The following is a 26860-nucleotide window of genomic DNA, read 5'->3' on the forward strand; positions in this document are numbered from 1 at the left end:
GGGGGGGGCCCCCCCCCCCTCGCCCACTTTCCTTGGGGCCTTTAAAAAAACCTTCCCCCCCCGCGTTGTTTTGGGGGGTGGGGGGGGGGGCGGGGCCCCCCCCCCCCCCCCCCCCCCCACCGCCCTAAGTCAAGGTTTCCCCCGCTGGGCGGTTGTTCCAAGTGATGCGCGCCCCTCCTCCGGGCGGCATCCGAAGCGCCGCGAGGATCTTTTCCGGTGTCGCGGGCAAAGATTTCATCCGGACACCGATGGCGTCATAGATGGCGTTCATGATCGCCGGACAGGTCGGCACCAGCGCCGGCTCTCCGATGCCCTTGGCGCGCAAGGGGCTGGTCGGGTCCTCGTCTTCGACGATGATGCAATTGATCTGCGGCACATCCAGCGCCGTCGGCAGGATGTACTTGGCAAAGCCATGGGTGGTCGGGTGGCCGCCCTCGCAGATGTGCTCCTCCATCAGCGCCTGCCCCAGCCCCTGCACCACGCCGCCCTCGATCTGGCCTTCGACACCGCGCGGGTTGATGCAGCGGCCCACGTCATGCGCGGCCCAGATGCCCAGCACCTGCACCTCGCCCGTCCATGTGTCGACCTCGACCTCGGCGACCTGCGTGCCGAAGACATAGGTCTGCCACGGGCTGCCCTTGCCATCCACCGGGTGCAGCCCGGTGCCATGGGCGGTAAAGCTCGCCGCCCCCACCGGCACCACGCCGCGCCCCTTGCAGATCGCCACCGCCTCGGACAGCGTCATGCGCAGGTTGCTGCCCTCGACCCAGATCTCGCCGTTGAAGGCGCGCAGGCTGTCTTCGGGGGTGTCCCAATGCTCGGCGATCTGTTCGAACAGCATCTTGCGCGCCTCGCGCGAAGCCAGCGCCACCGAATTGCCGATCATGTAGGTCTGCCGGGTGGCGCCCGCATGGGCCGCCTCGGGAGAGCGGGCGGTGTCGTTGTCGCCGATGGTGACATCCTCGGGGCGCGCGCCGGTTTCCTCGGCGGCGACCTGCGCCAGCACCGTCAGGATGCCCTCGCCAATCTCGGTAACGCCGGTGACCACCTTGATGGTGCCGCCGTCGTCGATCTCGGCCCAGGCCCCGGCCCGGTCGATGGTCGCGGTGCGGGCGATGCCGTACCAGCTTGCCGCCATGCCCCGCCCGCGCTTGCGCCGGGTGTCGGCGCTGGTCTGAGTGATCGCGTTCATTCTGCCGCCTCCGTCGATGCCTTGGTTGGATGATCGCCCTGCGACAGGTCCGCTGCCTCGGCGACGATGCGCGCGCCCAGCGTGCAGGGCTTGCGGGTATCCGCGCCGCCCAAGTCGCGCCGCGCCGCACCGCGCACGTTCGGCGCGCCGCTCTCCCAGCGGCTGGCGGTTTCGGCCGCATCCAGCACCATGTCGAGCGATGCGCGGTCAAGCCGATGCTGGGTGTGGGTGATCGAGCCCTTGCGGTACATGTTGATGCGCCGCAATTCGAACGGGTCCATGCCCAGCGCCTCGGCGGCCATGTCCATCATGCTTTCGGTGGCGAATTGCGCCTGCATGCCGCCAAAGGTGCGGAACGCGCCCGACGGCGTGTTGTTGGTATAGACCGCGCGGGTATCGACCTGAAGGTTGTGCACCTCGTAAGGCCCGCAGGACAGGATCGCCGCCTTGCGCATCACCCCTTCGGAGCTCATGCCATAGGCGCCCCCGTCCGAGAGCATGTCAAAGGTGATGGCAGTGATCTTGCCGGTCCGCTTCAGGCCCATCTTGTAGCTGACCTTGGACGGATGCCGCTTGGCCGAGGCGATCAGGCTTTCCTCGCGGGTGAAATTCAGCTGCACCGAGCGGCGGGTCCTGATCGCCGCAAGCGCCAGCATGCCCTGATAGATCATGTCTTCCTTGCCGCCAAAGCCGCCGCCCACCGCAGACATCACCATGCGCACCTTGTTGATCGGCAGGCCAAGGATATCGGCCAGCATGTGACGGTGATGGGTGATGTTCTGGCTGGGCGAATGCACCGTCACCACGTCGTCGTGATCGACAAAGGCCACCCCGGCCTCGGGTTCAAGATAGGCATGCTCCACCGATTGCGTGCTGAAGCTGTCCTCGATGATCAGGTCGGCCTCGGCAAAGCCCGCCTCGGGGTTGCCCTTGCGCAGCGGGATATGCTTGACGACATTGTCCGGCGCGTAGTCGTGGATCACTGGGGCGCCGGGGGCGATCGCGTCTTCGGGGGTGCCGATCACCGGCAGCGGCTCATATTCGACCTTGATCGCAGCGATGGCCCGGCGGGCGGTCAGCAGATCCTCGGCGGCAACGGCGGCAACCGCCTCGCCGACGTGGCGCACCTTGCCGCGCGCCATGATCGGCTGGTCATGCACAAACACGCCAAACCCATCCTTGCCAGGCACATCGGCGGCGGTGATGACGCATTCCACCCCCTCCATCGCCTCGGCGGCGGAGGTGTCGATCGACAGGATGCGGGCATGCGGATGCGGGCTGCGCAGCACCTGCATCTGCAGCATGTCGACCAGTTTCATGTCGGCGGCGTAGCGCAGGCGCCCCGTAACCTTGGCCGGGGCGTCGATGCGGCGCACGTTGTGGCCGATGAAGCTGTCGCCAAGCGGCTCGTCGGTATCAAGATCGCCCTCGGGGCGGCGCCCGGCGATCACGTCACGGGCGATTTCCACCGCTTCGAGGATCTTGGTGTAGCCGGTGCAGCGGCAGATGTTGCCACCCATGCGCTCCTTGATCTCGTCAATATCGGCCTCGGGGTTCAGCCGCAGGCAGTTGGTCGCCGCCATCACCATGCCGGGAATGCAATAGCCGCACTGGCTGGCGCCGGTCTTGTGAAACGCCTTTTGCACCGGGGTCAGCGGGCCCATCCCCGCCAGCCCTTCGATGGTTTCGATGCGCGCGCCCTCGGCACGGGCCGCCGGCACGAGGCAGGATTTCACCAGCTTGCCATCGACAAACACCGAACAGGTGCCGCATTCCCCGGCGCCGCAGCCTTCCTTGGTGCCGGTCAGGTTGAGATCGTCGCGCAGCAGATCAAGCAGGCGTTTATGGGTTGCGACGGTGCGGGCGACCTTGCGGCCGTTGACCTCGCAGGTGATCCTGGTCTCAGACATTGGCCATGTCCTCCATGGTTTGCAGCGGAGCCTTGGCCCCGGCATTGCTCAGCGCTTCCGACAGGGCGGCGCGCACGAAACTGACCACCACGTCGCGGCGGTAATCGCGGCGCGAGCGCGAGGCGACCTTTTCCGCCGCCAACCCGGCAGCGGCTTGCATCAGTTCTTCGGACAGCGGCTCGCCGCGCAGCATCCGTTCGGAATCGTCCAGCCGGATCGGCCCCGGACCGACGCCGCCAAGGGCAAGGCGCACGTCCTCGAACACCCGGCCGCTTTCATCGAGCTTGACCAGCGCCGCGCAGCAGGCGACCGAGATCACCAGCGAGCGCCGCTGGCCGACCTTCTGGAACGCCCCGCCATAGCCGTAGCAGGTATCAAGAAAGACCCGTGTCATGATTTCGCCCGGCGCGATCACGGTGCGGCCCGGCCCGGTGATGAAATCACGCACCGCCACCCGGCGCGACGTGATGGCATCGCCGTCAAGCTTGGAAAGCTCGACAAGCCCGTTCAGCGCCACCACCGGGGGCGTGCCATCGGCCACCGGCGAGGCGTTGACCAGATTGCCCGCAAGCGTGGCGGTTTCGCGGATCTGGTCATCGGCGAACCAGATCGACACATAGGGCATGCAGGGCAGCGCCCGGCGCAGCACCGGATCGGTCAGGAAATCCTGATAGACCGTCCCGGCGCCCAGCGCGACATGACCGTTGGCGAAGTCATAGCCGCGCAGCTCGGTGACCCCGGTCAGGTCGATAAGCGCGGGCAGATGGACATCTCCAAGGCGGCCATCCCGGGCGGCAGGCAAAAGGTCGGTCGCGCCGGAAACCAGCCGGCTTCCCTCGGGCGCATCCCGCCAGAGGCGCAGCGCCTCGGGCAGAGAGGTCGGACGGTGATAGGCATCGTAGGTCAGCATGGGACTGCACCTCTTCGATCAGTCGGCATCAGCGGCCCCGCGCGCCAAAGCCGTGGCGTCGGCTGCGGGTCGAAACAGGGGATCAGAGGCGCGGATGTCCCGCGCCCCCTGCGCGGTTACTCGGCGGCGACGCGCTGCGCCTCGGCGTGCTTGTTCTTGACCACCACCTTGATGGCGTCTTCGACACGGTCCTTGGCGTAGCGCAGCGCCTCGGGCAGATCTTCCATCTGGAAGGTATGGGTGTGGATCAGCGTGGCATCGAAGCGCTTCTGGCGCATGAAGGCCTCGGCGCGGTGGGTCGCGGTCTTGCCCTCGCCCCGGATGCCGTAGAGGTAGATGTTGTTGCGCACCAGATAGGCGATATCCACCTCGGGCGAGCTGCCCGGAAACGCCGCAAGACAGATGCGCCCGCCCCGGTTGACCATCTGCGCCGCCTCGTTCAGCGCCTGCGGCGCGCCCGAGCATTCAACCACGTAATCGACACCCTTGCCGCCGTTCAGCTCGCGGATCTTCTCGACAACGTTTTCTTCCTTGCGCACGTTCACCACGTGATCGGCGCCCAGCTGCTTGCCGATCTCAAGCCGATTGTCGCGGGTGCCGGTCAGGATCACCGGCTGCGCGCCCAGCGCCTTGGCCACCGCCGCCCCCAAAAGGCCGATCGGCCCCGGCCCGGTCACCACAACGCTTTCCCCGGCCACCAGCCCGCCAAGTTCGGTCAGACCGTACATCGCCGTGCCCGCGGTCACGACCAGCGTCGCCTCTTCGTCACTCATGCTGTCGTCGACATGCACCAGCGTGTTGACGCTGTTGATTGCGTATTCGGCAAAGCCGCCATCGGTGGTGAAGCCATTGGCGCGGTGGCCCTTGTCGACATCGCCGTAATTCTTGCCGTAATTGTGGCACGAGGTGTACATGCCCTCACGGCAACGCTTGCACTGGCCGCAACCGGCGTGGATTTCGACGGTGACGCGCTCGCCGATGGCATATTCATCGACGCCCGGCCCAAGGGCGACGACGGTGCCCATGTATTCGTGACCGGGGGTGAAATTCTTGTTGAACGGATCGCCGCCGTGGATCTGCGCGGGCGGGCCGTGGTGGATGATCTCAAGATCCGTGGCGCAGATCGCCACGGCGTCGATGCGCACCAGCACCTCGGCCTTGCCCGGGCTGGGCACCGGCTTGTCCGCCAGCGTCAGCTCGCCGGGATCGCCCAGCACCCAGGCCTTCATCGTCTCGGGGATCGGGTAATCCTTGTGGGTCGTCACCTTGCCCTGCATTGCCATGATAGTCTCCTCCTCTTTCTTCAGGTCCCGAACCGCGTCGCGGTTTCGATCTTGCGTGAAAAGTCGTTGCCAGCGGCGACCATCGCGCCGATGAGCATCTTGCGATACGGCTCGCTCGCCATCGCGGCGGGAATGGTGACCGAGATCGCCCCCACCACCGCGCCGGTGCCATCGCGCACGCTGGCGCCAATGCAGCAGATGCCGAGGCGGAATTCCTCGTCATCGACCGCGTATTTGTGACGCCGCACCAGCCGCAATTCCTCGATCAGCCCCGACAGGCTGGTCACCGTGCGCGGGGTGTAGCGCGTCAGCCCATGCGCCGAGATCACCCGCACCAGTTCGGTGTCGGGGATCCATGCAAGGATCGACTTGCCGGTCGCCGTGGCATGGGCGGCGGACATCTTTTCGATCTCGTCGGCCTCTTCGACCTCGCCGGTGGGGTCGGGAAAGCGCAGCTTGGTGATCAACGCGTTTTCCGACATCACCGCCATTTGCACCCCGTGCCCAAGGCGCTGCCCAAGCTCTTGCAACGGGCCTGCCAGCAGCACCGAGGGGTCGCGTTCGCCCTGTTCCAGCTCGTGCAGCTCGCGGATGCGCGCGCCGAGCACATAGCCCCGACTGCGCTTGTCGTTGCGCAGATAGCCCCGCGCCACCAGCGTCGCCGCAAGATGATGACAGGTCGAGCTGTTCAGCCCTGCCGCGCTCGCCAATTCCGAAAGGGTCAGCCCCGCCGGTTCCCGCGCCACCAGTTCCAGCAGCGTCAGCGCCCGTTCGACGGACTGGATTGTCCGCTGCGACGACTTTTCAGGCATGGCTTTCGCGTCTCCGGTCACGACAAAGTCGGCCGGATAGCGGCGGTCCGCTCGGGGTTTCATGTATGTGGCTCCTCTTGCGGGCACTGTCTCAGGCGGTCGTAAATTCGGCAAGAAAAACCGTCATCGTCGACTGCGTCCCGACATTGTGAAATTCGAGGGGAATTTTCTCAATGAATTCAGTTCTGCATCTGCAAAGGGCACTGGGCCGCATCGCTGCGTGCCAAGGCCACAGAGCCCGGGCGATGCACCGCGCGCGGCGGCGCTGCGGTCTCTGCCGGGCCGTGCCAAAGATCATCGGCAAAGAGCGTCGGCGAAACCCGCAGGACTCACCGGGTCAGATGGAGAGGAATTCCGTCTCGCCCGTGGCGGGGTGTGCCCTGATCGAGCGTGCCGGACGCGGTATTCAGCGGGCGAGCCGTGCGCGGCGCCCCCGCGCATAAAAACAAAAAACCCCGCCGCGGGGCGTGCCCGGGCGGGGTCTGAAGACGTGGCTCAGAGGCGTTACTCTGCCGCGACCGCCTGCTTGAGATGGGCCAGCAGGTTCTCGGGCGAGGATTCGCCGTAAGGATCGTCGGGGCAGTTGTCCATCAGGCCGGGCTCTTCGAACCATGCCTCGATCACGCCGTTGTCGACGATCGCCGCATAGCGCCACGAGCGCGGCCCAAAGCCGAGATTGTCCTTGTTGACCAGCATTCCCATCCGGCGGCTGAATTCGCCCGACCCGTCGGGGATCACCTTGACGTTTTTGATTCCCTGCGCCTTGGCCCACTGGTTCATCACAAAGCTGTCGTTCACCGACAGGCAATAGATCTCGTCGATGCCCTGCGCCTTGAACTCTTCGAAATTGTTCTCGAAGCCCGGCAGCTGGTAGGTCGAGCAGGTCGGAGTGAAGGCCCCCGGCAGCGAAAACAGGATGACGCGCTTGCCGGCGAAATAATCGGCGGTGGTCATGTCCTGCCAGCGGAACGGGTTCGGCCCTTCGATGCTGTCGTCGCGCACACGGGTGCGGAAGGTCACGTCGGGCAGCTTGACGTTCGTTTTCATGGTTTTCTCCTATTCGTGATGGCGCAAAACTAACGAAATTCTGCGGTGCAGCGGACAAACCTTTATGCATATCCGCTACCCGCCCGGCGCAAACCTGACGCGCGGGGCAGCGCGGGGCGATCCGTCGCTGTTGCCCGGCGCCTCATCCAGACCGGATCGGGTCTGAAGATCCTCGTCACGCGCATACCCGGTGCGGACGCGGCCCGCGCCGGGCAACCCGCTGGATGCAGGCCACGCACCGCTTTGCGATGCGGCAAATGGCTTGTGCGCTGCCCTCTGGCGCGCTATGCGGGCTCTGCTTTGGTTCCGGGTCAGTGATCCGGTGAAAAGGGAACGCGGTGACATTCCGCGACTGCCCCCGCAACTGTGAGCGGCGAGCGTCTCCGGACACATGCCACTGGGCCGACATGGCCCGGGAAGGCCCGGACAGCGCGACGACCCGCAAGTCAGGAGACCTGCCAGGGTGTTCACCCTCCCCACGCGCGGGGCGCGCCTGAGGGAACGGTCCTTCGTCCGTTCGTGGTGACGTGCAACCGTCGCGGAAACACTTCCACCGACACGACCAGATCAGGCCCCGCAGGACCGGTGCCGCAAAGGACAGGACCGATTGGATGAAACACGCCCTCGCCACCGTCTCGGCGCTTGCGCTGAGCGCCGCCGCCGCTCAGGCTCAAGACGACGCTGCCTATGAGCTGCCCAGCCTGACGCTTTACGCCAGCGAAACCCCGACCGAGCTGTCGCGCACCGGCAGCAGCGTCACCGTGCTGACGCAAGAGCAGATCGAGACCAGCCCCGAGACCAGCCTTGCCGACACGCTCGACCGGGTGCCCGGCGTCAACGTGGTGCGCAACGGCGCGCCCGGGGCAACCACGTCGCTGTCGATCCGCGGCCTGCCCAATCAATACGCGCCGGTGTTCATCAATGGCATCCGGGTCAGCGACGCCTCGTCGACGCAGGCGGCCTTCAACTTTGGCGGTATCCTGCCCGGCGGCGTCAGCCGCGCCGAGGTGGTGCGCGGGGCGCAATCGGCGCTGTACGGATCGGACGCCATTGCCGGCATCGTTGCCATCGATCTTGCCAAGGCCCCCGAAGAGGCCGGCGAGACCGGCGCGCTGTCGATGGAATACGGCGCCTTTGGCACCACCAACGCCGCCGCCTCTTATGGCGTTGCGGGCGAGAACTGGGGCCTTGCGGTGACGGCCTCGCGGCTGGCGACCGACGGCTTCAGCTCGATCGATCTTGACGCCGCCGATGACGAGGATGGTTACACCGCCAACCAATACGGCTTTGACGGCTATTTTCAGGCCACCCCCGATCTGCGCATTGGGCTGAGCGGCTTTGCCTATGACGGCGCGGGCGATTACGACAGTAACGACTGGACCGATCCGGGCAGCGGCAGCTTCGAGACCGACAGCTGGGCGCTGCGCGCCTATGCGCAGCTGCAGACCGGCACGGTGGCACATGAGCTGTCTTTCTCGCGCTATGACATCGAGCGCAGCTTCGACGCGGTGGGCTGGAGCGACGAATTCGGCTCGACTCGCGATGTCGCCGCCTACAGCGGCACGTGGGAGGCCAGCGCCGCAGCGACCCTGTCTTTCGGCCTTGAGCGTAGCATCGAGACGGCCGATTTCAGCGCCGCCACCTACGATGCGTTCTGGTCGCGCAACGGCACCGGCTACAGCGACGAAGAAACAGGCAACACCGCCGCCTATGCGGAACTGGCCTATGCCATCACCCCTGATGTCGATGCCACCGTGTCGGTGCGCCATGACGAGCAGTCCGAATTCGGCGGCGAATGGTCGGGCCGCGCCACCCTGTCGTGGCGTGCCACCAACGCGCTGACCCTGCGCGGCGCATGGGCCAAAGGCTATCGCGCACCGTCGATGTACGAGCTGTTCTCGCCTTCCTATGGCAACGAGGATCTGACGCCGGAAACCTCGCAGTCGGTCGAGCTTGGCGCGGATTACGCCTTTGCGGGCGGGGCGAGCATTGGCGCGACGGTGTTCCACACCAGCATCGACGATTTGATCGAATATGATTACGCCACCAGCCGCTATGGCCAGCTGTCGGGCACGTCCGTCTCGCGCGGGCTGGAACTGTCGGGCGCGGTGCCGTTGTCGGACCGTTTGTCGCTCACCGGCGGCTATACCTACACCGATGCGCGAGACGATGACGATGCGCCGCTGCAACGGGTGCCGCGCTACGATCTGACCATGGGGCTGGATGCGCAGATCACCGATGCGCTGAGCGCCGGGGTGAGCCTGACGCACAAGGCCGATTTCCCCGACACTTACGGCGCCGCAGACCCCGACAGCGTCGATGATTTCACCGTGGTCAATGCCCGCTTCGGCTATCAGATTGCCGACAACTGGGAAGCCTGGGCACGGGTGGAAAACCTGTTCGACGCGGATTACGAGGTCATTCCTGACTATCAGACCTCGGGCCGGGCATGGTATTTCGGCGTTCGTGCGTCGTTCTGATCTGATACCCCTCGCCGCCGCGCTGTTTTGCGCGGTGGCTGCCGCGGCAGATGTCGGGGCAGCACCCGCGCGCGTCGTCTCGCTGAACGTGTGTACCGACCAGCTGGCTTGGCTGATCGGCGCGCCGGGGCAGCTGGTCTCGGTCTCGCCGCTGGCGCATGATCCGCGCAGCGCCGCGCTGGCCGCAGAGATGGCCGATGTGCCGCGCAACGATGCCAGCGCCGAACAGGTGGCGCTGATGCAGCCCGATCTGGTGCTGGCGGGCAGCTATACCGCCCGCGCCACGGTGCAGATGCTGACCGGCCTCGGGTATCGGGTCGAAACCTTTCAGCCCACCCGCTCGCTGAGCGACATCCGCGAGAACATCACCCGCATGGGCGCGCTGCTGGGCCGCCCGGCCCGCGCCGCCGCGCTGGTCGGGGACTTCGATGCGCGGCTTGCGGCCCTGTCAGATGCGCCCGAAACCCGCGCGGTGGTCGCCTATTACCTGCCCTTCAACGAGACCGCCTCGGGCGAGGGGCTGACCGGAGACATCCTGCACGCCGCTGGCATGACCACCATCGCCGAGGCGCTGGATCTTGTCCCCGGCGAGACGCTGCCGCTGGAACGGCTGGTTCTGGCGCAGCCCGACATGATCCTTGTGGGCGCGCCCTATGACAGCCCGGCGCAGGCCACGGCGCTGCTGCAACACCCGGCGCTGAGAGCCACCGGCAAGCTGCACGAGATCGGCCCCAGCGCCGGCTGGATCTGCGGGCTGCCCTCGACGCTGGACACGGTGGCCGAGATGCGCGCGCTGCGCCGGTCCGCCCAATGAGGCCGCTGCCGCTTGCCGGAGCGCTGTGCGCGCTGGTGCTGGCGCTGCTGGCGGCGTCGCTGTCGCTGGGCTATGCGCCGATCCCGCTGCGCGCGCTGCTGGGCGCGGGCGATCCGCTGCATGTCATGGTGATGCAGCAGATCCGCCTGCCGCGCGCGGCGCTGGCGGCGCTGGTCGGCGCGGCGCTTGGGCTGTCGGGCGCGGCGATGCAGGGCTATCTGCGCAACCCGCTGGCCGAACCGGGGCTGATCGGTGTGTCCGGCTCGGCGGCGCTGGGGGCGGTGATCGCGCTGCAGACCGGGCTGGCGGCGGCGTTTTCGCTGGCGCTGCCGCTGATGGCACTGGTGTTCGCGGGCGGCGCGGTGGGGCTAATCCTGCTGCTGGCCGGGCCGCGCGGCGGCTCGCTGACGCTGATCCTTGCGGGCATCGCGGTGTCGGCGCTGGCGGGCGCATTGGTGTCGCTGGCGCTGAACCTGTCGTCCAACCCTTACGCCACCTTCGAGATCGTGTTCTGGATGATGGGCTCGGTCGCCGATCGGTCACTGGAACATCTGGCGCTGGCGGCGCCGCTGATCGCGCTTGGCGCCGCGTTGCTGCTGACCACCGGGCGCGGCCTTGATGCGCTGACCCTCGGCGAGGATGCGGCGCAGGCGCTTGGCATCTCGCTAGGGCGGCTGCGGCTGACGCTGCTGCTTGGCACGGCGGCGGCGGTGGGCGCGGCAACGGCGGTGGCCGGGGCGGTGGGCTTTGTCGGTCTGGTGGTGCCGCATCTGCTGCGCCCGCTGTGCAAGGCACGCCCCGCGCGGCTGCTCTGGGCCTCGGGGCTGGGCGGCGCGGCGATGGTGCTGGCCGCCGACCTTGCGGTGCGGCTGGTGTTGCCAGACCGCGATCTGAAGCTGGGCGTGGTGATGGCGATCCTTGGCGCGCCGCTGTTCCTGCATCTGATCTATCGCACCCGGAGGGGCGTCTGAGATGGCTTACCCGAAGGGGCGTTTGACATGACACACCCGGAGCCGCGCATGAGCGGCCCCCTGCTCGACCTCGCAAACCTCACCGTCCGGCGCGGCCAGCGCCCGGTGGTCGATGATGTGTCCCTGACCATATCCCCCGGCGAATGCGTCGGCCTGATCGGCCCCAACGGTGCGGGCAAGACCACGCTGATGCGCGCCGCGCTGGGGCTGATCGCGCATCAGGGCCGATCGAACCTTGCCGATATGCCCGCACGGACCCGTGCCCGCGCTGCCGCATGGCTGCCGCAGGCGCGGGAAATCGCATGGGGGCTTGATGTCGAAACCCTCGTGACCCTTGGCCGCCTGCCCCATGACAGCCGCGCCGGAAGCGCCTCGGCCCGCGCCGTCAGCGCCGCCTTGTCCCGCATGGGGCTGGGCAGCTTTCGCCAGCGCCGCGCCACCGAGCTGTCGGGCGGCGAGCAGGCCCGCGCGCTGATCGCCCGCGCGCTGGCGCAAGAAGCCCCGCTGTTGATCGCCGACGAGCCGACCGCCGGGCTCGACCCCGCCGCGCAGCTGTCCACCATGCAGGTGTTTGAGGATCTTACGGCGGATGGCCATGCCGTGCTGGTGTCGCTGCACGATCTGACGCTGGCGGCGCGCCATTGCACCCGGTTGCTGCTGCTCGATCAGGGCCGCCTTGTCGCCGACGGCCTGCCGACCGAGGTGCTGTGCCCGGAAAACCTTGCCCGCAGCTTTCATCTGAAGGCCGAGATCCTGCACACACCGCATGGCCCGCTGCTGCATCCGCTGGGCGTTCTGCCCTAAGCCCTGACCGCATCGGCCCGGATTTCAGGCGCATCCAAGCAAGCTGTCGCCCCGAGGCCGCGCCCCCGCTTGACCCTGCCCGCGCCTTCCCCGATACCAAGGCTGCAAAGGACAGCCCGCATGACCCATCCCCGTATCACCGACAGCCACTGTCACCTCGACTTCGCCGATTTCGACGAGGATCTCCCCGCGACAATCGCCCGCGCACGTGACGCTGGCGTGCATCGCATGGTGACGATCTGCACCAAGCTGGGCAACGAACCCAAGGTGCGCGCCATCGCCGAGGCCAATGAACCGGTGTTCTACGCCGCTGGCATCCACCCGATGAGCGCCGCCGAAGAGCCGCTGGTCACCGTCGATCAGCTGGTGGCCCTGTCGCAGCACCCCAAGTTTGTTGCCCTTGGCGAGACCGGACTGGATTACCACTACACCGCCGACAGCGCCGAGATCCAGAAGACCTCGCTGGGCGTTCACATCGAAGCGGCGCAGGAAACCGGCTTGCCGCTGATCATCCACGCCCGCGCCGCCGACGATGACATGGCGCGCATCCTGTCCGAAGCGTACCGGCAAAAGCCGTATGGCTGCGTGATGCACTGCTTTTCGTCCTCGGCCGAACTGGCGCGCGCGGCGCTGGACTGCGGCTTTTACCTGTCGATGTCCGGCATCGCCGCCTTTCCCAGATCGAAAGATCTGCGCGACATCTTCGCTGCCGCGCCGCTGGATCGCATCCTTGTGGAAACCGACAGCCCCTACCTCGCGCCGCCCCCGCACCGCGGCCGACGCAACGAGCCCGCCTATACCGCGCTGACCGCGCGTGTCGGGGCCGAGGCCTTTGGGTTGCCCTACGAGGAATTCGCCAAGGCCACCGAAGCCAATTTCGAACGGCTCTTCGCCAAGGCGGCGGCATGGCGGCCATGAGCAATCTGCGCATCACCATCCTTGGCTGCGGCTCGTCGGGCGGCGTGCCGCGCCTTGGCGGGCATTGGGGCGATTGCGACCCCGCCAACCCGAAAAACGCCCGCCGCCGCTGTTCGATCCTGATCGAACGGCTGGGGCCGGATGGCATCACCCGCGTTCTGATCGACACTTCGCCCGATCTTCGCAGCCAGCTGCTGGGCGCCGGGATTGGCGAGCTTGACGCCGTGGCCTTTACCCATGCCCATGCCGATCACACCCACGGGCTGGATGATCTGCGCCAGATCGTGTTCAACACCGGCACCCGCCTGCCGGTCTGGGCCGATGGCGACACCACGGATGCGCTGATCTCGCGCTTTGGCTATGCCTTCGTGCAGCCCTCGGGCAGCCCCTATCCGCCGATCCTCGAGCTGAACAGCATCGACGGGCCGTTCACCATCGACGGCAAGGGCGGCCCGCTGACGCTGCAGCCGTTCCGGGTCAATCATGGCAGCATCGACGCGCTAGGCTTTCGCATTGGCGGCGTGGCCTATCTGCCCGATGTCTACCGCATTCCCGATGAGGTCTGGCCGCTGCTGGAAAACCTCGATTGCTGGATCCTCGACGCGCTGCGCCGCAAGCCGCATCCGAGCCACGCCCATCTGGCGCTGTCGCTGGAATGGATCGCCCGCGTCGCCCCGCGCGAGGCGGTGCTGACCAATATGCACATCGACCTCGATCACGACGAGGTGGCGCGCGAAACCCCCGACCATATCCGCCCGGCTTATGACGGCATGGTCCTGAACCACACGATCTGAGTGGCCGGCGCTGGCCAACAGCGGCGCCCACACCACCCCTCAAGACCCTATCCCATCCACTCTTCCCGCCGGAGGCAGCGGCGTTTTACGCCGGGCGGGTCCATTCCGCAGGACGAGACCCATGCAAGCCCTCTTTGACATCATCCTCCCGGTCTTTCTGGTGATTGGCGCGGGCTATCTGGCCAGTTGGCGCGGATTGCTGACCGACAGCGCCGTCGATGGGCTGATGGGGTTTTCCCAGACCATCGCCATCCCCTGCCTGCTGTTCACCGCCATCTGGAAGCTTGACCTTGGCGCGCATTTCGAACCGTTGCTGCTGATCTCGTTCTACAGCGGCGCGCTGACCTGCTTTGCCCTCGGGGTTGCAGGCGCGCGGTTGTTCTTCGGGCGCGACTGGGAAGACGCGGTGGTCATCGGCTTTTGCTGCCTGTTCTCGAATTCGCTGCTGCTGGGCCTGCCGATCACCGAGCGCGCCTATGGCCCCGAGGCGCTGTCGGGCAATTATGCCATCATCGCGCTGCACTCGCCGATGCTTTACGCGCTGGGAATCACCGCGATGGAGATCGCCCGCGCCAGATCCAGCGGCACCGCGCTGCACCGCCTGCCGCTGACCATCGCCCGCGCCATGTTCCGCAATGCGCTGGTGATCGGCATTGCCATCGGCGTGGTGTTCAACCTTGGCGGCATCTCGCTGCCCGGCCCGGCGGTCGAGGCGCTGGACATGGTGATCCGCACCGCGCTGCCCTCGGCGCTGTTCGCGCTGGGGGGCGTGCTGTTCCGCTACCGTCCCGAAGGCGACATGCTGACGGTGCTGTTCGTCTGCGCGCTGTCGCTTGGCGTGCATCCGGCCATTGCCTTCGGCCTTGGCCATGCGTTCGATCTGTCGAGCGACAGCCTGCGCTCGGCAACCATCACCGCCGCCGCAGCCCCCGGGGTCAATGCCTATGTCTTTGCCAACCTCTACGGGCGGGCAAAGCGGGTTGCGGCGACTTCGGTTCTGATGGCGACGGGGCTGTGCATCGTCACCAGCTGGGTCTGGCTTCAGCTGCTGCCCTGAGCCGCCAAAATCGCGGGCTTTCCCCCGCGCCCTCGCTTCGCTATACGAAGCGCGTTTGACACGCCGAAAGGACAAGATGTTATGGCGAACGTGGTTGTCGTGGGCGCCCAATGGGGCGACGAAGGCAAAGGCAAGATCGTGGACTGGCTGTCGAGCCGGGCCGATGTAATCGCCCGCTTTCAGGGGGGCCACAACGCGGGCCATACGCTTGTCATCGACGGCAAGGTCTTCAAGCTGAACGCGCTGCCTTCGGGCGTGGTGCGCGGTGGCAAAATGTCGGTGATCGGCAATGGCGTGGTGCTAGACCCTTGGCACCTGATCAAGGAAATCGCGTCGATCCGCGAACAGGGCGTAGAGATCACCCCCGAGACGCTGATGGTCGCGGAAAACACCCCGCTGATCCTGCCGATCCACGGCGAGCTTGACCGCGCCCGCGAAGAGGCCGCCGCCAAGGGATCGAAGATCGGCACCACCGGTCGTGGCATCGGCCCGGCCTATGAGGACAAGGTCGGGCGCCGCTCGGTGCGGGTTGCCGATCTTGCCGACCGCGCCACGCTGGAATCGCGCGTCGACCGGGCGCTGACCCATCACGACGCCCTGCGCCGCGGCCTTGGCATGGAGCCGGTCGACCGCGAGGCGCTGATCGAGTCGCTGCTGGCCATCGCCCCCGAGGTGCTGCAATACGCCGGCCCGGTCTGGAAGGTGCTCAATGAAAAGCGCCGCGCCGGCAAGCGCATCCTGTTCGAAGGTGCGCAGGGCGCGCTGCTGGACATCGATTTTGGCACCTACCCGTTTGTCACCTCGTCGAACGTGATCGCGGGGCAAGCCGCCACCGGCACCGGCATCGGGCCGACCGCCATCGACTTCGTGCTTGGCATCGTCAAGGCCTACACCACCCGCGTCGGCGAAGGCCCCTTCCCGACCGAACTGGATGACGAGGACGGCAACCGCCTTGGCACCCGCGGACGCGAATTCGGCACCGTCACCGGGCGCAAGCGCCGCTGCGGCTGGTTCGACGCGGTGCTGGTGCGCCAGACCTGCGCGACCAGCGGCGTCAACGGCATCTCGCTGACCAAGCTCGACGTGCTCGACGGGTTCGAGACCATCCGCATCTGCACCGGCTACGAGATGGATGGCACCGTGCTCGATCACCTGCCCATCGCCACCGAACAGCAGTCCCGCTGCGTGCCGATCTACGAAGAGATGGAAGGCTGGTCGGAATCCACCGAAGGGGCGCGCTCGTGGAACGATCTGCCGGGCGCCGCGGTGAAATACGTGCGCCGCATCGAAGAGCTGATCGGCTGCCCGGTGGCGCTGCTGTCCACCTCGCCCGAGCGGGACGACACCATCCTCGTCACCGACCCGTTCGAAGACTGATGGCGCGGTTCTGATGGCCCTTAGCCACAAGACCCGCAAGCGCCTGTCGATCCTGCTGCTGGTGGTGTGGCTGCCGCTGTATATCGCGGTGGCCATCCGGGTCGTGGCACTGTTCGACCGCCCGCCGATCTGGGCCGAACTGCTGGTCTATGTCGGCCTTGGTTTTCTGTGGGCGATCCCCTTCAAGGTCATCTTCAAGGGGGTCGGCCGCGAAGACCCCGATGCTGCCAGCGACGACGATCGCCCCTGAGGGGCGCGGCGTGCTGACCTGAGGGTGAAACCCGGCTCAGGTCAGCGCGTCGGCCAGCCGCCCCTCGCGATCCGGGGCTCGCCGCGCTGCCGCACCCCTGTGCGACAGCCGCGCCAATCCGGCAACGACCGGGCCGGGCTGCCCCGGATCTCCTCCCAGCCCACTGCAAAACATCCATTCCAATGCGCAGCGGCAACCGGCGGCGTGACATGTCCTGCCTCTGGCTGGTCGGCAGACCTGCGGCGCAAAAGCCCGCTTCCTGCGCCGATAGACACAATTTGTGTCAGATTGACCGTTTCCCGGTCGACGCTCTGTTGACAGATCGCCCAAGACAGAGAAGCGTGGCGCAGGATGTCACCCTGTGATGGCACCCCAAGCAATTATTATCTCAAGGGATTTCCCAAATGTCTTATGCCAAGGCAGCAGACTTGCTGCGCGTTGCCGAACTGGCGATGTCGCGTTTCAATGGCATCGCGCTTCAGGATCTGACCGAGGAATTTGGCTGCGATCACCGCACCGCGCAGCGCATGATGCGCTCGTTCGAGGCGCTCTTCCCGCAGGTCGAGATCACCGAAGACGAGACCCGTCGCCGTCGCTGGCAGATGCCCCGCCACGATCCACGCTGGTTGCAGGCGCAAAGCATGGGCGACAGCGAACTGGTCGCGCTTAACATGGCGGTCAAGCGCGCCGAGCGCGACGGAGCCCCTGACGAAGCCCGCCGCCTGCGGGTCCTGCGCGACCGGCTGCTGGCGGCCATGCCCCCCAGCCATGCCCGCCGTACCGAGGCCGACGCCGAGGCGCTGCTCGAGGCGCAGGGCTTTGCCTCGCGCCCCGGCCCCCGCGTCAGCCCCGGCCTCGAGACGCTGGGGGTGCTGACCGAGGCGCTGCGCGCGCCGTTCACATTGGCGATCACCTATCTTGCGGCAGATGGCACCCCAAGCGAGCGCCTGTTGGAACCGCATGGCCTGCTGCTCGGCATCCGGCGCTATCTGGTGGCGCGGCCCGTGGCGGGGGACGGCAAGATGCGGCGGTTTCGGCTGGATCGCATCGCCTCGGCAAAGATCACCGGGCAAGGCTTTTCTCGCGACCCCGATTTTGATCTGGCGCGGTTTTCGGCGCAGGCGTTCGGCTCGTACCATTCCGAATCCGAATACGGCCCGGTCGAGTGGCGGTTCACCGCTGCTGCCGCGCCGGTGGCCCGGCAATTCATCTTTCACCCCGATCAGACCATGAGCGAAGACGACAGCGGCGCCCTGACCGTGCGCTTTGCTGCCTCCGGCCATGTCGAGATGGCGTGGCACCTGTATCAATGGGGCGATCAGGTCGAGGTCATATCCCCGCCCGCGCTGCGCGACATGGTCGCCGCCCATCGCCGGGGCGATTTCCCGACATTGCCGTAACATCCATGTGCTGTGTGAAGCGATTCGATGCGGCGCGCCTGCTGCGGTTCAGGCCTCAAGCGCCTTGCCCAGACGCGGCAGGCGTGCCTTTTTCAGCAGGGCGCGCATCGTCCAGTCTTCGCCAGACAGCCGCCGGGCTTCGGCCAGAACCGCATCGCAGGCGCTGCGCACCGCTTCGGGGCTGGCCTCATAGCAGCCGCGCAGGAAGCCATCGGCATCGACGCGGCTCACGCCCTCTTCTGCCAGAACGCCGCGCGGGAAATCCTTGGCGTTCTCGGTGACGATGATGTCGGCGCTGCCGTCGATCGCCGCCGCCAGCACATGCACATCCGACGGGTCGGGCAGCCACAGCCGCTGTTCCAGCGAGGGCTTGTAGCGCACCTCGGCGCGCGGCCATGCGCTGCGCAGCTGCGCGATCTCGCCGCGCGCCTGCACCTCGCCCAGCGGGCCGAGCTTGCGCGCGGCCAGCGCCCATTCTTCGAGAATGCGCGCCGACCAGAGCGGCTCGAACACGCCCTGCGCCGCAACCCCAAGGAGCACCTCGCGCATCACCGTGGGGTAGATGACGCAGGTGTCCAGCAGCACCTTCACAGGCGGAAGACCAGCGCCTTGAGATAGCCCGATTCCGCCAACTGCGGCATCAGCGGATGGTCCGGCCCGGCAAAACCGGTGTGCAGCAGTTGCGCATGCCGACCCGCGCGGCCGATGCCGCGCAGGCAGGCACCCGTAAAACTGCTGAGATCGGCGGCATGGCTGCACGAGCACAGCACCAGATAGCCGTCTTCCTCGACCAGCGGCGCGGCCAGTTTGGCCACCCGCTCATAAGCGCGCAGGCCGGCCTCGAGCGCCGGCTTTGCGGGCGCAAAGGCGGGCGGATCGCAAACCACAAGGCCGAAGCGGGCGTTTTCCTCGTTCAGCGCCGCCAGCGCGTCAAAGGCATCGCCCTGCCGCGTCTCGAAGCGATCAGTCGCGCCCATGCGGGCTGCGCCCTCGCTGGCCAGCGCCAGCGCCGGGGCCGAACCATCCACCGCCAGCGCGTGGGTTGCGCCATTGGCCAGCGCCGCCAGCGCAAAGCCGCCGACATGGCTGAACACGTCCAGCACCGTCTGCCCCTGCGCCAGCGAGGCGGCAAAGGCCTGATTGGCGCGCTGGTCAAAGAACAGCCCGGTCTTTTGCCCGCCGGTCAGATCGGCGAGATAAGTCGCCCCGTTCATCTCTACCGGCAGCGGCGCATCGGGCGCATCACCCAGCAGCACCGCGTTCACATCATCCAGCCCTTCGAGCTGACGCCCCCGCGATCCGGCGTTCTTGAGGATGGTGGTCACGCCGCTGACCTCGGCCAGCGCGGCGACAAGATCGTTCAGCAGCAATTCCGACCACGCGGCGTTGGGCTGCACCACGGCAACATCGCCGAAGCGGTCGATGATCACGCCCGGCAGGCCATCGGCCTCGGCATGGACCAGCCGGTAGAACGGCGCATCATACAGGCGGGCGCGCAGCGACAGCGCTTTTTGCAGCTTGGCGGTCAGCCAGGCGCGGTCGATGACCGCCTCGGTGTTGCGGTCCAGCATCCGCCCGGCGATCTTCGATCCGGGGGTGACCCCGACGAGGCCAAGCGGCGTGCGCTCGGCATCCTCGAGCAGCGCAACCGTGCCGGGGGCAAGCCCCTTGGTGCGCCGGTCGAGCACCAGCTCGTTGGAATAGACCCAAGGGAAGCCTCGGCGCAGGGCGCGGGCATTGGCTTTCGGCGTCAAGCGCACGGTGGGGAGCGATGTGTTCATCCCGCCCCTATATCGCGCTGCCCCCATCAAGGGAAAGCGCGATTTCACGACGCCAAAAACGGCAGGCCCTTGCTGCGCATCCAGCGGGCGTTGTGCAGATCTTTACTGTTACCGCTAACTGATATAGATCGTTTCCCATGCCAGTGCCCCCGTGAAGGGCCGACCAGCAAGGAGAGGACTCATGCCGCTCGACAGCACGATTGCCAAGGTCACCGACGCCATCGAGGCCCGGTCTGAAACCCGCCGCGCCACCTATCTCGACCGGATGCGCCGCGCCGCCGAGGAAGGCCCGCGCCGCGCCCACCTGACCTGCGGCAACCAAGCCCATGCCTATGCGGCGATGGGCGACGATCAAGGCCGTCTGGCCGAAGGGCTGTCGGCGAATCTCGGGATCGTCACCGCCTATAACGACATGCTGTCGGCGCATCAGCCGTTTGAGCGCTTTCCGCAGATCATCCGCGATGCCGCCCGCGCGGCGGGCAGCACGGCGCAGGTCGCGGGCGGCGTACCCGCCATGTGCGACGGGGTCACGCAAGGCCAGGTCGGCATGGAACTGTCGCTGTTTTCACGCGATGTGATCGCGCTGGCCACCGGCGTGTCGCTGTCGCACAACGTCTTCGATGCGGCGGTCTATCTTGGCGTGTGCGACAAGATCGTGCCCGGCCTCGTGATCGGTGCGGCGACCTTTGGCTATATCCCCGGCATCTTCCTGCCCGCCGGGCCGATGACCTCGGGCCTGCCCAATGACGAAAAGTCGAAGGTGCGTCAGCAATTCGCCACCGGCGAGGTCGGCCGCGACAAGCTGATGGAAGCCGAGATGAAAAGCTATCACGGCCCCGGCACCTGCACGTTCTATGGCACGGCCAACAGCAACCAGATGCTGATGGAGATCATGGGCCTGCACCTGCCCGGCGCCAGCTTCGTCAACCCCAATACCCCCCTGCGCGATGCGCTGACCGTGGCCGGCGCCAAGCGCGCGCTGGAGATCACCCGGCTGGGCAATGATTACCGCCCGGTCTGCGATATTCTGGATGCCAAGGCCTTCGTGAACGGCATCGTCGGGCTGATGGCCACGGGCGGGTCGACCAACCTTGTGCTGCACCTGCCCGCCATGGCCCGCGCCGCCGGGCTGGAGATCACGCTCGACGATTTCGATGCGATTTCCTCGGTGGTGCCGCTGATGGCCAAGGTCTATCCCAACGGGCTGGCCGACGTGAACCATTTCCACGCCGCCGGTGGCCTGCAATACCTGATTGCCGAGCTGCTGGATGCGGGCCTCGTGCACGAGGACGTCAAGACCGTGGCGGGCGACGGGCTGTCGCTTTACACGCAGGAACCCAAGCTGAAAGACGGCGTGGTGACGTTTGAACCGGCCTCGCGCGAGACGCAGAACGACAAGATCCTGCGCCCTGCCTCGGCCCCGTTCCAGAAGACCGGCGGGCTCAGCCAGATGCACGGCAACCTTGGCCATGGCATGATGAAGGTCTCTGCCGTCGCGCCCGAGCGCCACGTGGTCGAGGCCCCCTGCCGCATCTTCCACGACCAGGACGATGTGAAAACTGCGTTCAAGGCCGGGGAATTCACCACCGACACCATCGTCGTCGTGCGCTTTCAGGGCCCCAAGGCCAATGGCATGCCCGAGCTGCATTCGCTGACCCCGACGCTGGCGGTGCTTCAGGATCGCGGACTGAAGGTGGCGCTGGTGACGGATGGACGCATGTCGGGCGCATCGGGCAAGGTGCCAAGCGCCATCCATGTCTCGCCCGAAGCAGCCAGCGGCGGCCCGCTGGCGAAACTGCGCGATGGTGACATCGTGCGCGTCGATGCAACCGCGGGCACCCTGTCCTGCCTGACCGAAGGCTTTGAAGACCGCGACCCGGTGGTTGTTGACCTCACTGGCAATGGCCATGGCGTCGGGCGCGAATTGTTCGCCGCCTTCCGCGAAAACGTCGGCCTTGCGTCGAATGGTGCGGCGGTGGTCGTCTGAGCTTGCGCCAGCCCTGATTTCCGGCTCTGCTTCTCCGCAAGGAGAGCCGGAATGTCGTTTACCCTCAGACAATTGCAATATTTCGTGGCGGTTGCCGAGCGCGGCTCGGTCATTGGCGCGGCGCGGGCGTTGTCTGTGTCGCAGTCGGCGATCACCGAATCGCTCAAGAACCTCGAGGCGGATCTGGCCGTCACGCTGTTCGACCGCCACGCGCGCGGGCTGGACATCACCCAGAGCGGCCACCAGTTCCTGCGCCACGCCACCCGTATCCTGACCGAAGTACAAGGCGCGCGCCGCGCCTTTGAAACGACACAAGGCACCACCGGCAGGCTGAACATCGGGGTGACAAGCCTGATGGCCGGCTACGTCATGTCGGATTTGCTGGCGCGCTACCGGCGGATGAACCCGGCGGTGCAGGTGTCGGCGCAGGAAGACAGCGGCGAATACCTTGAACATCTGCTGATCGGCGGCGAGCTCGACGTGGCGGTGATGGTGATCTCCAACCTGCGCGACCGCATGGCGCTGCAATCGGAAATCCTTGATGTGTCGGCGTTCCGGCTGTGGTTGCCGCTGGAACATCCGCTTCTGGATCGCGAAGGCATCGGACTTGATGACGTGGCGCAGGAACCGCTGATCATGCTGTCGGTCGATGAGATGGAGGACGAGGCGGTCAAGCTGCTCAGCGCCTTTGGCCGCCGCCCGCAGATCGCCTTTCGCACCAGATCGGTCGAGGCGGTGCGCAGCCTTGTCGCCACCGGCGCTGGCGTGGCGCTGCTGCCCGATCTGGTCTATCGCCCGTGGTCGCTCGACGGCGACCGGATCGAGGCGCGCGACGTGTCGGGCTCGCTGCCCATCGTGCAGGTCGGTATGGTCTGGCGGCGCGGCCTGCCGCTGACACCGCCGGTGCAGGATTTCATCTCGCTGGCGCGTCTGGGGCAAGGCGCGCATCTGCGCAGTTAAGCTATCGGAATTTCCGAATACATCATTCGCAAGATTGAATTTGCGAACGCAGCGAGACCGGCACATGCTGCGATTAAGGAGACGGCGACACGCGCCCGCCAGAGGCGCGGCGCCGCCTCCCGGGCCGCATGGCCCTTACCAACAGCGCCATTTCCGGGCCACGCCGCCCCTGCCCTTTGCCCCCTTGGCAAAGCTGGCACCTTGCGGCCCGCCCCTGCGGGAGTATGAAGATGAACAGATTGCTCAGGACTCTGATGGGCACCACGGCGGCGATCTCGCTCGCCACCGCGTCGCTGGCCCAGATGAGCGAGATCGGGACAGGCGAAGGCGCCCTGTCGATCGTCGCATGGGCCGGTTACATCGAACGCGGCGAAACCGACGCCGCCTTCGACTGGGTCACCAAATTCGAAGAGGCGACCGGCTGCATGGTGTCGGTCAAGACCGCCAACACCTCGGATGAAATGGTCGCGCTGATGAACGAGGGCGGCTTCGACCTCGTGACGGCTTCGGGCGATGCGTCGCTGCGGATGATCGCGGGCAAACGTGTGCAGCCGATCAACACCGACCTGATTCCATCGTGGAGCAAGGTCGACGACCGGCTCAAGGACGCGCCATGGCACACCGTCGATGGCACCCATTACGGCACCCCCTACATGTGGGGGCCCAATGTGCTGATGTACAACACCGAGGTCTTCCCCGAGGCACCAACATCATGGTCGGTGGTGTTCGAGCCGATGGACCTGCCCGATGGCGCGCCTAACGAGGGCCGCGTGCAGGCCTATGACGGGCCGATCCACATTGCCGATGCGGCGCTTTACCTGATGACCCACCAGCCCGATCTGGGCATCAAAGATCCTTACGAGCTGACACAGGCGCAATATGACGCGGCGCTGGATCTGCTGCGTACCCAGCGCACGCTGGTGTCGCGCTACTGGCACGACGCGTTCATCCAGATCGACGATTTCAAGAACGAAGGCATGGCGGCGTCCGGGTCTTGGCCGTTTCAGGTGAACCTGTTGCAGGCCGATGGCGTGCCGGTGGCCTCGGTCATCCCGACCGAGGGCGCGACCGGCTGGGCCGACACCACCATGCTGCACGCCGAGGCCGAGCACCCGAACTGCGCCTATAAATGGATGGAACACACGCTGTCATCGAACCTGCAATCGGACCTGTCGGTCTGGTTCGGCGCGGTGCCCTCGGTGCCCTCGGCCTGTTCGGATGGCTCGGGAATGCAGACGCAAGAAGGCTGCGACGCCAACGGCCTGCCTGAATTCGAACGCATCAAGTTCTGGAAAACCCCGGTCGCGGCCTGCGCCTCGCAAGAGGAATGCGTGCCCTATTACCGCTGGGTGTCGGATTATATCGGCGTGATCGGCGGGCGCTAAGCCCCTTGCCCCCGTGCCACGCGCGGGGGCCTTGCACAGGGAACAGCCATGTCAGCGGTGTCGTTTGCATCGGTCTCGCGCCATTACGGCGCGGTGCGGGCCGTGGACCGGGTGGACCTTGCCATCCCCGAAGGTGAATTCTTTGCCATGCTCGGGCCTTCGGGGTCGGGCAAGACCACCTCCTTGCGCCTGATCGCCGGGTTTGAACGCCCGACCTCGGGCAGCATCCGCATCTTCGGCGAAGACGTCGGGGCGCTGCCGCCCTACAAGCGCGCGGTCAACACGGTGTTTCAGGATTACGCGCTGTTTCCGCATCTGAACGTGCTGGACAATGTCGCCTATGGGCTGATGATCAAGGGGCTGTCGCGGCGCGCCCGCCACGCGCAGGCCGAGGCGGCGCTGGAAATGGTGCGCCTTGGCGGTTACGGCGCGCGCAAGCCGTCCGAGTTGTCCGGCGGGCAGCGGCAGCGGGTCGCGCTGGCGAGGGCGCTGGTGATGAAACCCCAAGTGCTGCTGCTGGACGAGCCGCTGGGCGCGCTGGATCTGAAGCTGCGCGAGCAGATGCAGGACGAGCTGAAAAGCCTGCAACGCGAGCTGGGCATCACCTTTGTCTTTGTCACCCATGATCAGGGCGAGGCGCTGTCGATGGCCGATCGCGTCGCGGTGTTCAACGACGGGCGCATCATGCAGCTTGGCACCCCCGAAGACGTGTATTTCCGCCCTAAAACCCCGTTTGTAGCGGATTTTGTCGGCTCGAGCAACGTGCTGCCCGCCGAAATGGCGCACCCCTTCACCGGCGAGGCCCACCCCGCCGCGCTGCGCCCCGAACATCTTCAGCTTGGCGCGGGCCCGCTGCAGGGCAACGTCACCGGGATCAGCTTTCTTGGGCAATCGACCCGAGTCACGCTTGAAACCGGGGGCACGCGCCTCACCGCGCTGGTGCCGCAGCATCAGCCGCTGCCCGCTCAGGGCGAGACCGTCGCGCTTGGCTGGGCGCCGGGCGCATTGCACGTGATGAGGAGCGCATGAGCGCGCTGTCCGACAGGCTGTGGCGCCACCCGCGCCTGCTGTTGGCGCTGCTGCTGGGCCCGCCACTGCTGTGGCTTGGCATCATCTACGTCGGCTCGCTGGTGGCGCTGCTGCTGCAGAGCTTTTTCTCCATCGATCATTTCAGCGGCATGGTCACGCGCGAGCTGACGCTGGCCACCTATGCCGAGCTGCTGCGCCCCGCCAATATCGACATCATGATCCGCACCGCGGTGATGGCCGCCTGCGTCACGCTGGCGGCGGCGATCATCGCCTTTCCCATCGCGCTTTACGCCGCGCGCTATGCAAAAGGCCCGTGGCGGGCGCTGTTCTACCTCGGCATCATGATGCCGCTGTGGTCGAGCTATCTGGTCAAGGTCTATGCGTGGAAGCTGATCCTTGCCAAGGAAGGCATCCTGACGTGGATCTTTTCGGGGCTGCATCTTGGCTGGCTGCTGGACGGGTTTCTTGCCCTGCCGGTGGTGGGCGGCAATTCGCTGTCGGTCAGCCCGACCGGCACCTTTCTTGTCTTTGTCTATGTCTGGCTGCCCTACATGGTGCTGCCGATGCAGGCGGCGCTGGAGCGGGTGCCGACCTCGATGCTTGACGCATCGGGCGATCTGGGCGCGCATCCGGCGCAGACCTTTGCCCATGTGCTGCTGCCGCTGGCGCTGCCGGGGGTGGTGGCCGGGTCGATATTCACCTTCTCGCTGACGCTGGGCGATTACATCATCCCGCAGATCATCGGCAATTCGCGGCTGTTCATCGGTCAGGCCGTCTATCAGTTTCAGGGGGTTGCGGGGAACATCCCGCTGGCGGCGGCCTTTGCGGTGGTGCCCATCGTCATCATGGGGATCTACCTGACATTGGCCAAACGCATGGGAGCCTTCGATGCGCTCTGAATCCGCTCCCCGCTCGCTGAAACTGGCCGCCGGGCTTGGGCTGGCCTTCCTGCACCTGCCGATCCTGCTGATCTTCGTCTATGCCTTTACCAGCGAGGAAAAGAGCTTTGCCTGGCCGCCCCCCGGCCTGACGCTGAAATGGTTCGCGGTGACATGGGGGCGCGCCGATGTCTGGGCGGCGCTGGGGCTGTCGCTGAAGGTCGCCGCCATCAGCACGCTGCTCGCCATGCTGCTGGGAAGCCTCTGCGCGGCGGCGGTGGCGCGCACGCGGTTCTTCGGGCGCGAGACGATCTCCCTGCTGGTGATCCTGCCCATCGCCCTGCCCGGCGTCGTCACCGGCATCGCGCTGCGATCCGCCTTCAGCCTTGCCGACATCCCCTTCAGCACATGGACCATCGTTCTGGGCCACGCCACGTTCTGCGTGGTCATCGTGTATAACAACGCCGTGGCGCGGTTTCGCCGCATGCACGGCAGCCTGACCGAGGCGTCGATGGATCTTGGCGCCGACCTGTTCCAGACGCTGCGCTTTGTCATCCTGCCCAACATCGCCACGGCGCTGGTGGTGGGCGGCATGCTGGCCTTTGCGCTCAGCTTTGACGAGGTGATCGTGACCACCTTTACCGCAGGCCAGCAGCAGACATTGCCGATCTGGATGCTCGAAGAACTTGTCCGCCCGCGCGAACGCCCCGTCACCAACGTGGTCGCCATGGTGGTCTTTGTCGTGACGCTGCCGCCGATCCTTGGCGCGTGGTTGTTGACCCGCGGCACCGATACGGTTGCGGGTCACGGAAAATAAACAG

The 26860-nt window shown here is 66.5% G+C and carries 24 protein-coding genes and 1 riboswitch; of the genes, 16 read left to right on the forward strand and 8 right to left on the reverse strand.

All coding sequences use genetic code 11. The annotated features are described in order from the left end of the window. Positions 1-124: 124 nt before the first annotated feature. From Q4543_RS09765 to Q4543_RS09790, 6 genes are all read right to left on the reverse strand, one after another. Entirely contained in the window at positions 125-1192 is a 1068-nt protein-coding gene (locus tag Q4543_RS09765; RefSeq protein ID WP_216002631.1) for a xanthine dehydrogenase family protein molybdopterin-binding subunit, read from the reverse strand. Next, complete coding sequence (locus Q4543_RS09770) at positions 1189-3102, reverse strand: molybdopterin cofactor-binding domain-containing protein (protein ID WP_303437720.1); 1914 nt, start codon at positions 3100-3102, stop codon at positions 1189-1191. Before Q4543_RS09770 ends, Q4543_RS09765 begins: the two co-directional genes overlap by 4 nt. Beyond that, positions 3095-4012 carry a xanthine dehydrogenase family protein subunit M gene (locus Q4543_RS09775; protein WP_303437721.1) on the reverse strand — a complete coding sequence of 306 codons (918 nt, stop codon included), beginning with the start codon at positions 4010-4012 and terminating at the stop codon, positions 3095-3097. The genes Q4543_RS09770 and Q4543_RS09775 overlap by 8 nt, the downstream gene beginning before the upstream one ends. Positions 4013-4128: 116 nt before the next feature. Next, positions 4129-5295, reverse strand: coding sequence for a zinc-binding dehydrogenase (locus Q4543_RS09780; protein WP_252737396.1), 1167 nt, complete (start codon positions 5293-5295; stop codon positions 4129-4131). Positions 5296-5315: 20 nt separating this feature from the next. Next, on the reverse strand, positions 5316-6170 hold the full coding sequence (locus tag Q4543_RS09785) for an IclR family transcriptional regulator (protein WP_216002628.1): 855 nt from the start codon (positions 6168-6170) through the stop codon (positions 5316-5318). A gap of 441 nt (positions 6171-6611) precedes the next feature. After that, positions 6612-7154 (reverse strand): peroxiredoxin, encoded by a 543-nt coding sequence (locus tag Q4543_RS09790; RefSeq protein ID WP_216002627.1) that lies wholly within the window; start codon positions 7152-7154, stop codon positions 6612-6614. Between the two features lie 284 nt (positions 7155-7438). Next, positions 7439-7632, forward strand: a riboswitch (cobalamin riboswitch). A 133-nt stretch (positions 7633-7765) separates the two neighbouring features. Between Q4543_RS09790 and Q4543_RS09795 the strand changes: the two genes are divergently transcribed. The 10 genes from Q4543_RS09795 to Q4543_RS09840 all read left to right on the forward strand — a co-directional run bounded on the left by Q4543_RS09795 (position 7766) and on the right by Q4543_RS09840 (position 18019). Next, positions 7766-9634 carry a TonB-dependent siderophore receptor gene (locus Q4543_RS09795; RefSeq protein ID WP_303437726.1) on the forward strand — a complete coding sequence of 623 codons (1869 nt, stop codon included), beginning with the start codon at positions 7766-7768 and terminating at the stop codon, positions 9632-9634. Further along, positions 9621-10448 carry an ABC transporter substrate-binding protein gene (locus Q4543_RS09800; RefSeq protein WP_303437727.1) on the forward strand — a complete coding sequence of 276 codons (828 nt, stop codon included), beginning with the start codon at positions 9621-9623 and terminating at the stop codon, positions 10446-10448. Before Q4543_RS09795 ends, Q4543_RS09800 begins: the two co-directional genes overlap by 14 nt. After that, positions 10445-11419 (forward strand): iron ABC transporter permease, encoded by a 975-nt coding sequence (locus Q4543_RS09805; protein WP_303437729.1) that lies wholly within the window; start codon positions 10445-10447, stop codon positions 11417-11419. The genes Q4543_RS09800 and Q4543_RS09805 overlap by 4 nt, the downstream gene beginning before the upstream one ends. A 48-nt stretch (positions 11420-11467) precedes the next feature. Further along, positions 11468-12223 (forward strand): ABC transporter ATP-binding protein, encoded by a 756-nt coding sequence (locus Q4543_RS09810; RefSeq protein WP_303437731.1) that lies wholly within the window; start codon positions 11468-11470, stop codon positions 12221-12223. Between the two features lie 120 nt (positions 12224-12343). Then, complete coding sequence (locus Q4543_RS09815) at positions 12344-13141, forward strand: TatD family hydrolase (RefSeq protein WP_303437733.1); 798 nt, start codon at positions 12344-12346, stop codon at positions 13139-13141. After that, complete coding sequence (locus Q4543_RS09820; protein WP_303437735.1) at positions 13138-13935, forward strand: MBL fold metallo-hydrolase; 798 nt, start codon at positions 13138-13140, stop codon at positions 13933-13935. Before Q4543_RS09815 ends, Q4543_RS09820 begins: the two co-directional genes overlap by 4 nt. Positions 13936-14056: 121 nt before the next feature. Beyond that, positions 14057-14992, forward strand: a complete 936-nt coding sequence (locus Q4543_RS09825; RefSeq protein ID WP_303437737.1) for an AEC family transporter — start codon at positions 14057-14059, stop codon at positions 14990-14992. 81 nt (positions 14993-15073) lie between these two features. Further along, positions 15074-16369 (forward strand): adenylosuccinate synthase, encoded by a 1296-nt coding sequence (locus Q4543_RS09830; protein WP_216002620.1) that lies wholly within the window; start codon positions 15074-15076, stop codon positions 16367-16369. A 13-nt stretch (positions 16370-16382) separates the two neighbouring features. Next, entirely contained in the window at positions 16383-16619 is a 237-nt protein-coding gene (locus tag Q4543_RS09835; RefSeq protein WP_303437740.1) for a DUF2842 domain-containing protein, read from the forward strand. A 404-nt stretch (positions 16620-17023) separates the two neighbouring features. Beyond that, positions 17024-18019: a YafY family protein gene (locus tag Q4543_RS09840; RefSeq protein ID WP_303437742.1), complete on the forward strand. Its 996-nt coding sequence runs from the start codon at positions 17024-17026 to the stop codon at positions 18017-18019. Between the two features lie 48 nt (positions 18020-18067). Here the strand turns inward: Q4543_RS09840 and Q4543_RS09845 are convergent, their stop codons facing one another. Together Q4543_RS09845 and Q4543_RS09850 are read right to left on the reverse strand one after the other, a co-directional pair. Further along, positions 18068-18610, reverse strand: a complete 543-nt coding sequence (locus Q4543_RS09845; RefSeq protein WP_216002617.1) for an RSP_2648 family PIN domain-containing protein — start codon at positions 18608-18610, stop codon at positions 18068-18070. Further along, positions 18607-19800, reverse strand: a complete 1194-nt coding sequence (locus tag Q4543_RS09850) for an RSP_2647 family RNA methyltransferase (RefSeq protein WP_303437744.1) — start codon at positions 19798-19800, stop codon at positions 18607-18609. Before Q4543_RS09850 ends, Q4543_RS09845 begins: the two co-directional genes overlap by 4 nt. Before the next feature lie 181 nt (positions 19801-19981). Here Q4543_RS09850 and edd point away from each other — a divergent pair, with 181 nt between their 5' ends. The 6 genes from edd to Q4543_RS09880 all read left to right on the forward strand — a co-directional run bounded on the left by edd (position 19982) and on the right by Q4543_RS09880 (position 26856). After that, positions 19982-21787 carry a phosphogluconate dehydratase gene (gene edd, locus Q4543_RS09855; RefSeq protein WP_303437747.1) on the forward strand — a complete coding sequence of 602 codons (1806 nt, stop codon included), beginning with the start codon at positions 19982-19984 and terminating at the stop codon, positions 21785-21787. 51 nt (positions 21788-21838) lie between these two features. Next, positions 21839-22747, forward strand: coding sequence for a LysR family transcriptional regulator (locus Q4543_RS09860; RefSeq protein WP_216002614.1), 909 nt, complete (start codon positions 21839-21841; stop codon positions 22745-22747). Between the two features lie 230 nt (positions 22748-22977). Then, positions 22978-24132, forward strand: a complete 1155-nt coding sequence (locus Q4543_RS09865; protein ID WP_303437750.1) for an ABC transporter substrate-binding protein — start codon at positions 22978-22980, stop codon at positions 24130-24132. 48 nt (positions 24133-24180) lie between these two features. Then, the gene (locus Q4543_RS09870; RefSeq protein ID WP_303437753.1) at positions 24181-25161 is read left to right on the forward strand and encodes an ABC transporter ATP-binding protein; all 981 of its coding nucleotides are present in this window, start codon (positions 24181-24183) and stop codon (positions 25159-25161) included. Beyond that, positions 25158-26060, forward strand: a complete 903-nt coding sequence (locus Q4543_RS09875) for an ABC transporter permease (protein ID WP_303437755.1) — start codon at positions 25158-25160, stop codon at positions 26058-26060. The genes Q4543_RS09870 and Q4543_RS09875 overlap by 4 nt, the downstream gene beginning before the upstream one ends. Continuing rightward, positions 26050-26856: an ABC transporter permease gene (locus Q4543_RS09880; protein WP_216002610.1), complete on the forward strand. Its 807-nt coding sequence runs from the start codon at positions 26050-26052 to the stop codon at positions 26854-26856. Before Q4543_RS09875 ends, Q4543_RS09880 begins: the two co-directional genes overlap by 11 nt. Positions 26857-26860 lie beyond the last annotated feature (4 nt).

The organism is Salipiger sp. 1_MG-2023 (assembly GCF_030547555.1).
Taxonomy (GTDB): Bacteria; Pseudomonadota; Alphaproteobacteria; order Rhodobacterales; family Rhodobacteraceae; genus Salipiger.

Coding starts and splice junctions, on each gene's coding strand:
- Q4543_RS09765 (WP_216002631.1), bottom strand. CDS start 1,192: ATGAACGCGATCACTCAGACCAGCGCCGACACCCGGCGCAAGCGCGGG.
- Q4543_RS09770 (WP_303437720.1), bottom strand. CDS start 3,102: ATGTCTGAGACCAGGATCACCTGCGAGGTCAACGGCCGCAAGGTCGCC.
- Q4543_RS09775 (WP_303437721.1), bottom strand. CDS start 4,012: ATGCTGACCTACGATGCCTATCACCGTCCGACCTCTCTGCCCGAGGCG.
- Q4543_RS09780 (WP_252737396.1), bottom strand. CDS start 5,295: ATGGCAATGCAGGGCAAGGTGACGACCCACAAGGATTACCCGATCCCC.
- Q4543_RS09785 (WP_216002628.1), bottom strand. CDS start 6,170: ATGAAACCCCGAGCGGACCGCCGCTATCCGGCCGACTTTGTCGTGACC.
- Q4543_RS09790 (WP_216002627.1), bottom strand. CDS start 7,154: ATGAAAACGAACGTCAAGCTGCCCGACGTGACCTTCCGCACCCGTGTG.
- Q4543_RS09795 (WP_303437726.1), top strand. CDS start 7,766: ATGAAACACGCCCTCGCCACCGTCTCGGCGCTTGCGCTGAGCGCCGCC.
- Q4543_RS09805 (WP_303437729.1), top strand. CDS start 10,445: ATGAGGCCGCTGCCGCTTGCCGGAGCGCTGTGCGCGCTGGTGCTGGCG.
- Q4543_RS09810 (WP_303437731.1), top strand. CDS start 11,468: ATGAGCGGCCCCCTGCTCGACCTCGCAAACCTCACCGTCCGGCGCGGC.
- Q4543_RS09815 (WP_303437733.1), top strand. CDS start 12,344: ATGACCCATCCCCGTATCACCGACAGCCACTGTCACCTCGACTTCGCC.
- Q4543_RS09820 (WP_303437735.1), top strand. CDS start 13,138: ATGAGCAATCTGCGCATCACCATCCTTGGCTGCGGCTCGTCGGGCGGC.
- Q4543_RS09825 (WP_303437737.1), top strand. CDS start 14,057: ATGCAAGCCCTCTTTGACATCATCCTCCCGGTCTTTCTGGTGATTGGC.
- Q4543_RS09830 (WP_216002620.1), top strand. CDS start 15,074: ATGGCGAACGTGGTTGTCGTGGGCGCCCAATGGGGCGACGAAGGCAAA.
- Q4543_RS09835 (WP_303437740.1), top strand. CDS start 16,383: ATGGCCCTTAGCCACAAGACCCGCAAGCGCCTGTCGATCCTGCTGCTG.
- Q4543_RS09840 (WP_303437742.1), top strand. CDS start 17,024: ATGTCTTATGCCAAGGCAGCAGACTTGCTGCGCGTTGCCGAACTGGCG.
- Q4543_RS09850 (WP_303437744.1), bottom strand. CDS start 19,800: ATGAACACATCGCTCCCCACCGTGCGCTTGACGCCGAAAGCCAATGCC.
- edd (WP_303437747.1), top strand. CDS start 19,982: ATGCCGCTCGACAGCACGATTGCCAAGGTCACCGACGCCATCGAGGCC.
- Q4543_RS09860 (WP_216002614.1), top strand. CDS start 21,839: ATGTCGTTTACCCTCAGACAATTGCAATATTTCGTGGCGGTTGCCGAG.
- Q4543_RS09865 (WP_303437750.1), top strand. CDS start 22,978: ATGAACAGATTGCTCAGGACTCTGATGGGCACCACGGCGGCGATCTCG.
- Q4543_RS09870 (WP_303437753.1), top strand. CDS start 24,181: ATGTCAGCGGTGTCGTTTGCATCGGTCTCGCGCCATTACGGCGCGGTG.
- Q4543_RS09875 (WP_303437755.1), top strand. CDS start 25,158: ATGAGCGCGCTGTCCGACAGGCTGTGGCGCCACCCGCGCCTGCTGTTG.
- Q4543_RS09880 (WP_216002610.1), top strand. CDS start 26,050: ATGCGCTCTGAATCCGCTCCCCGCTCGCTGAAACTGGCCGCCGGGCTT.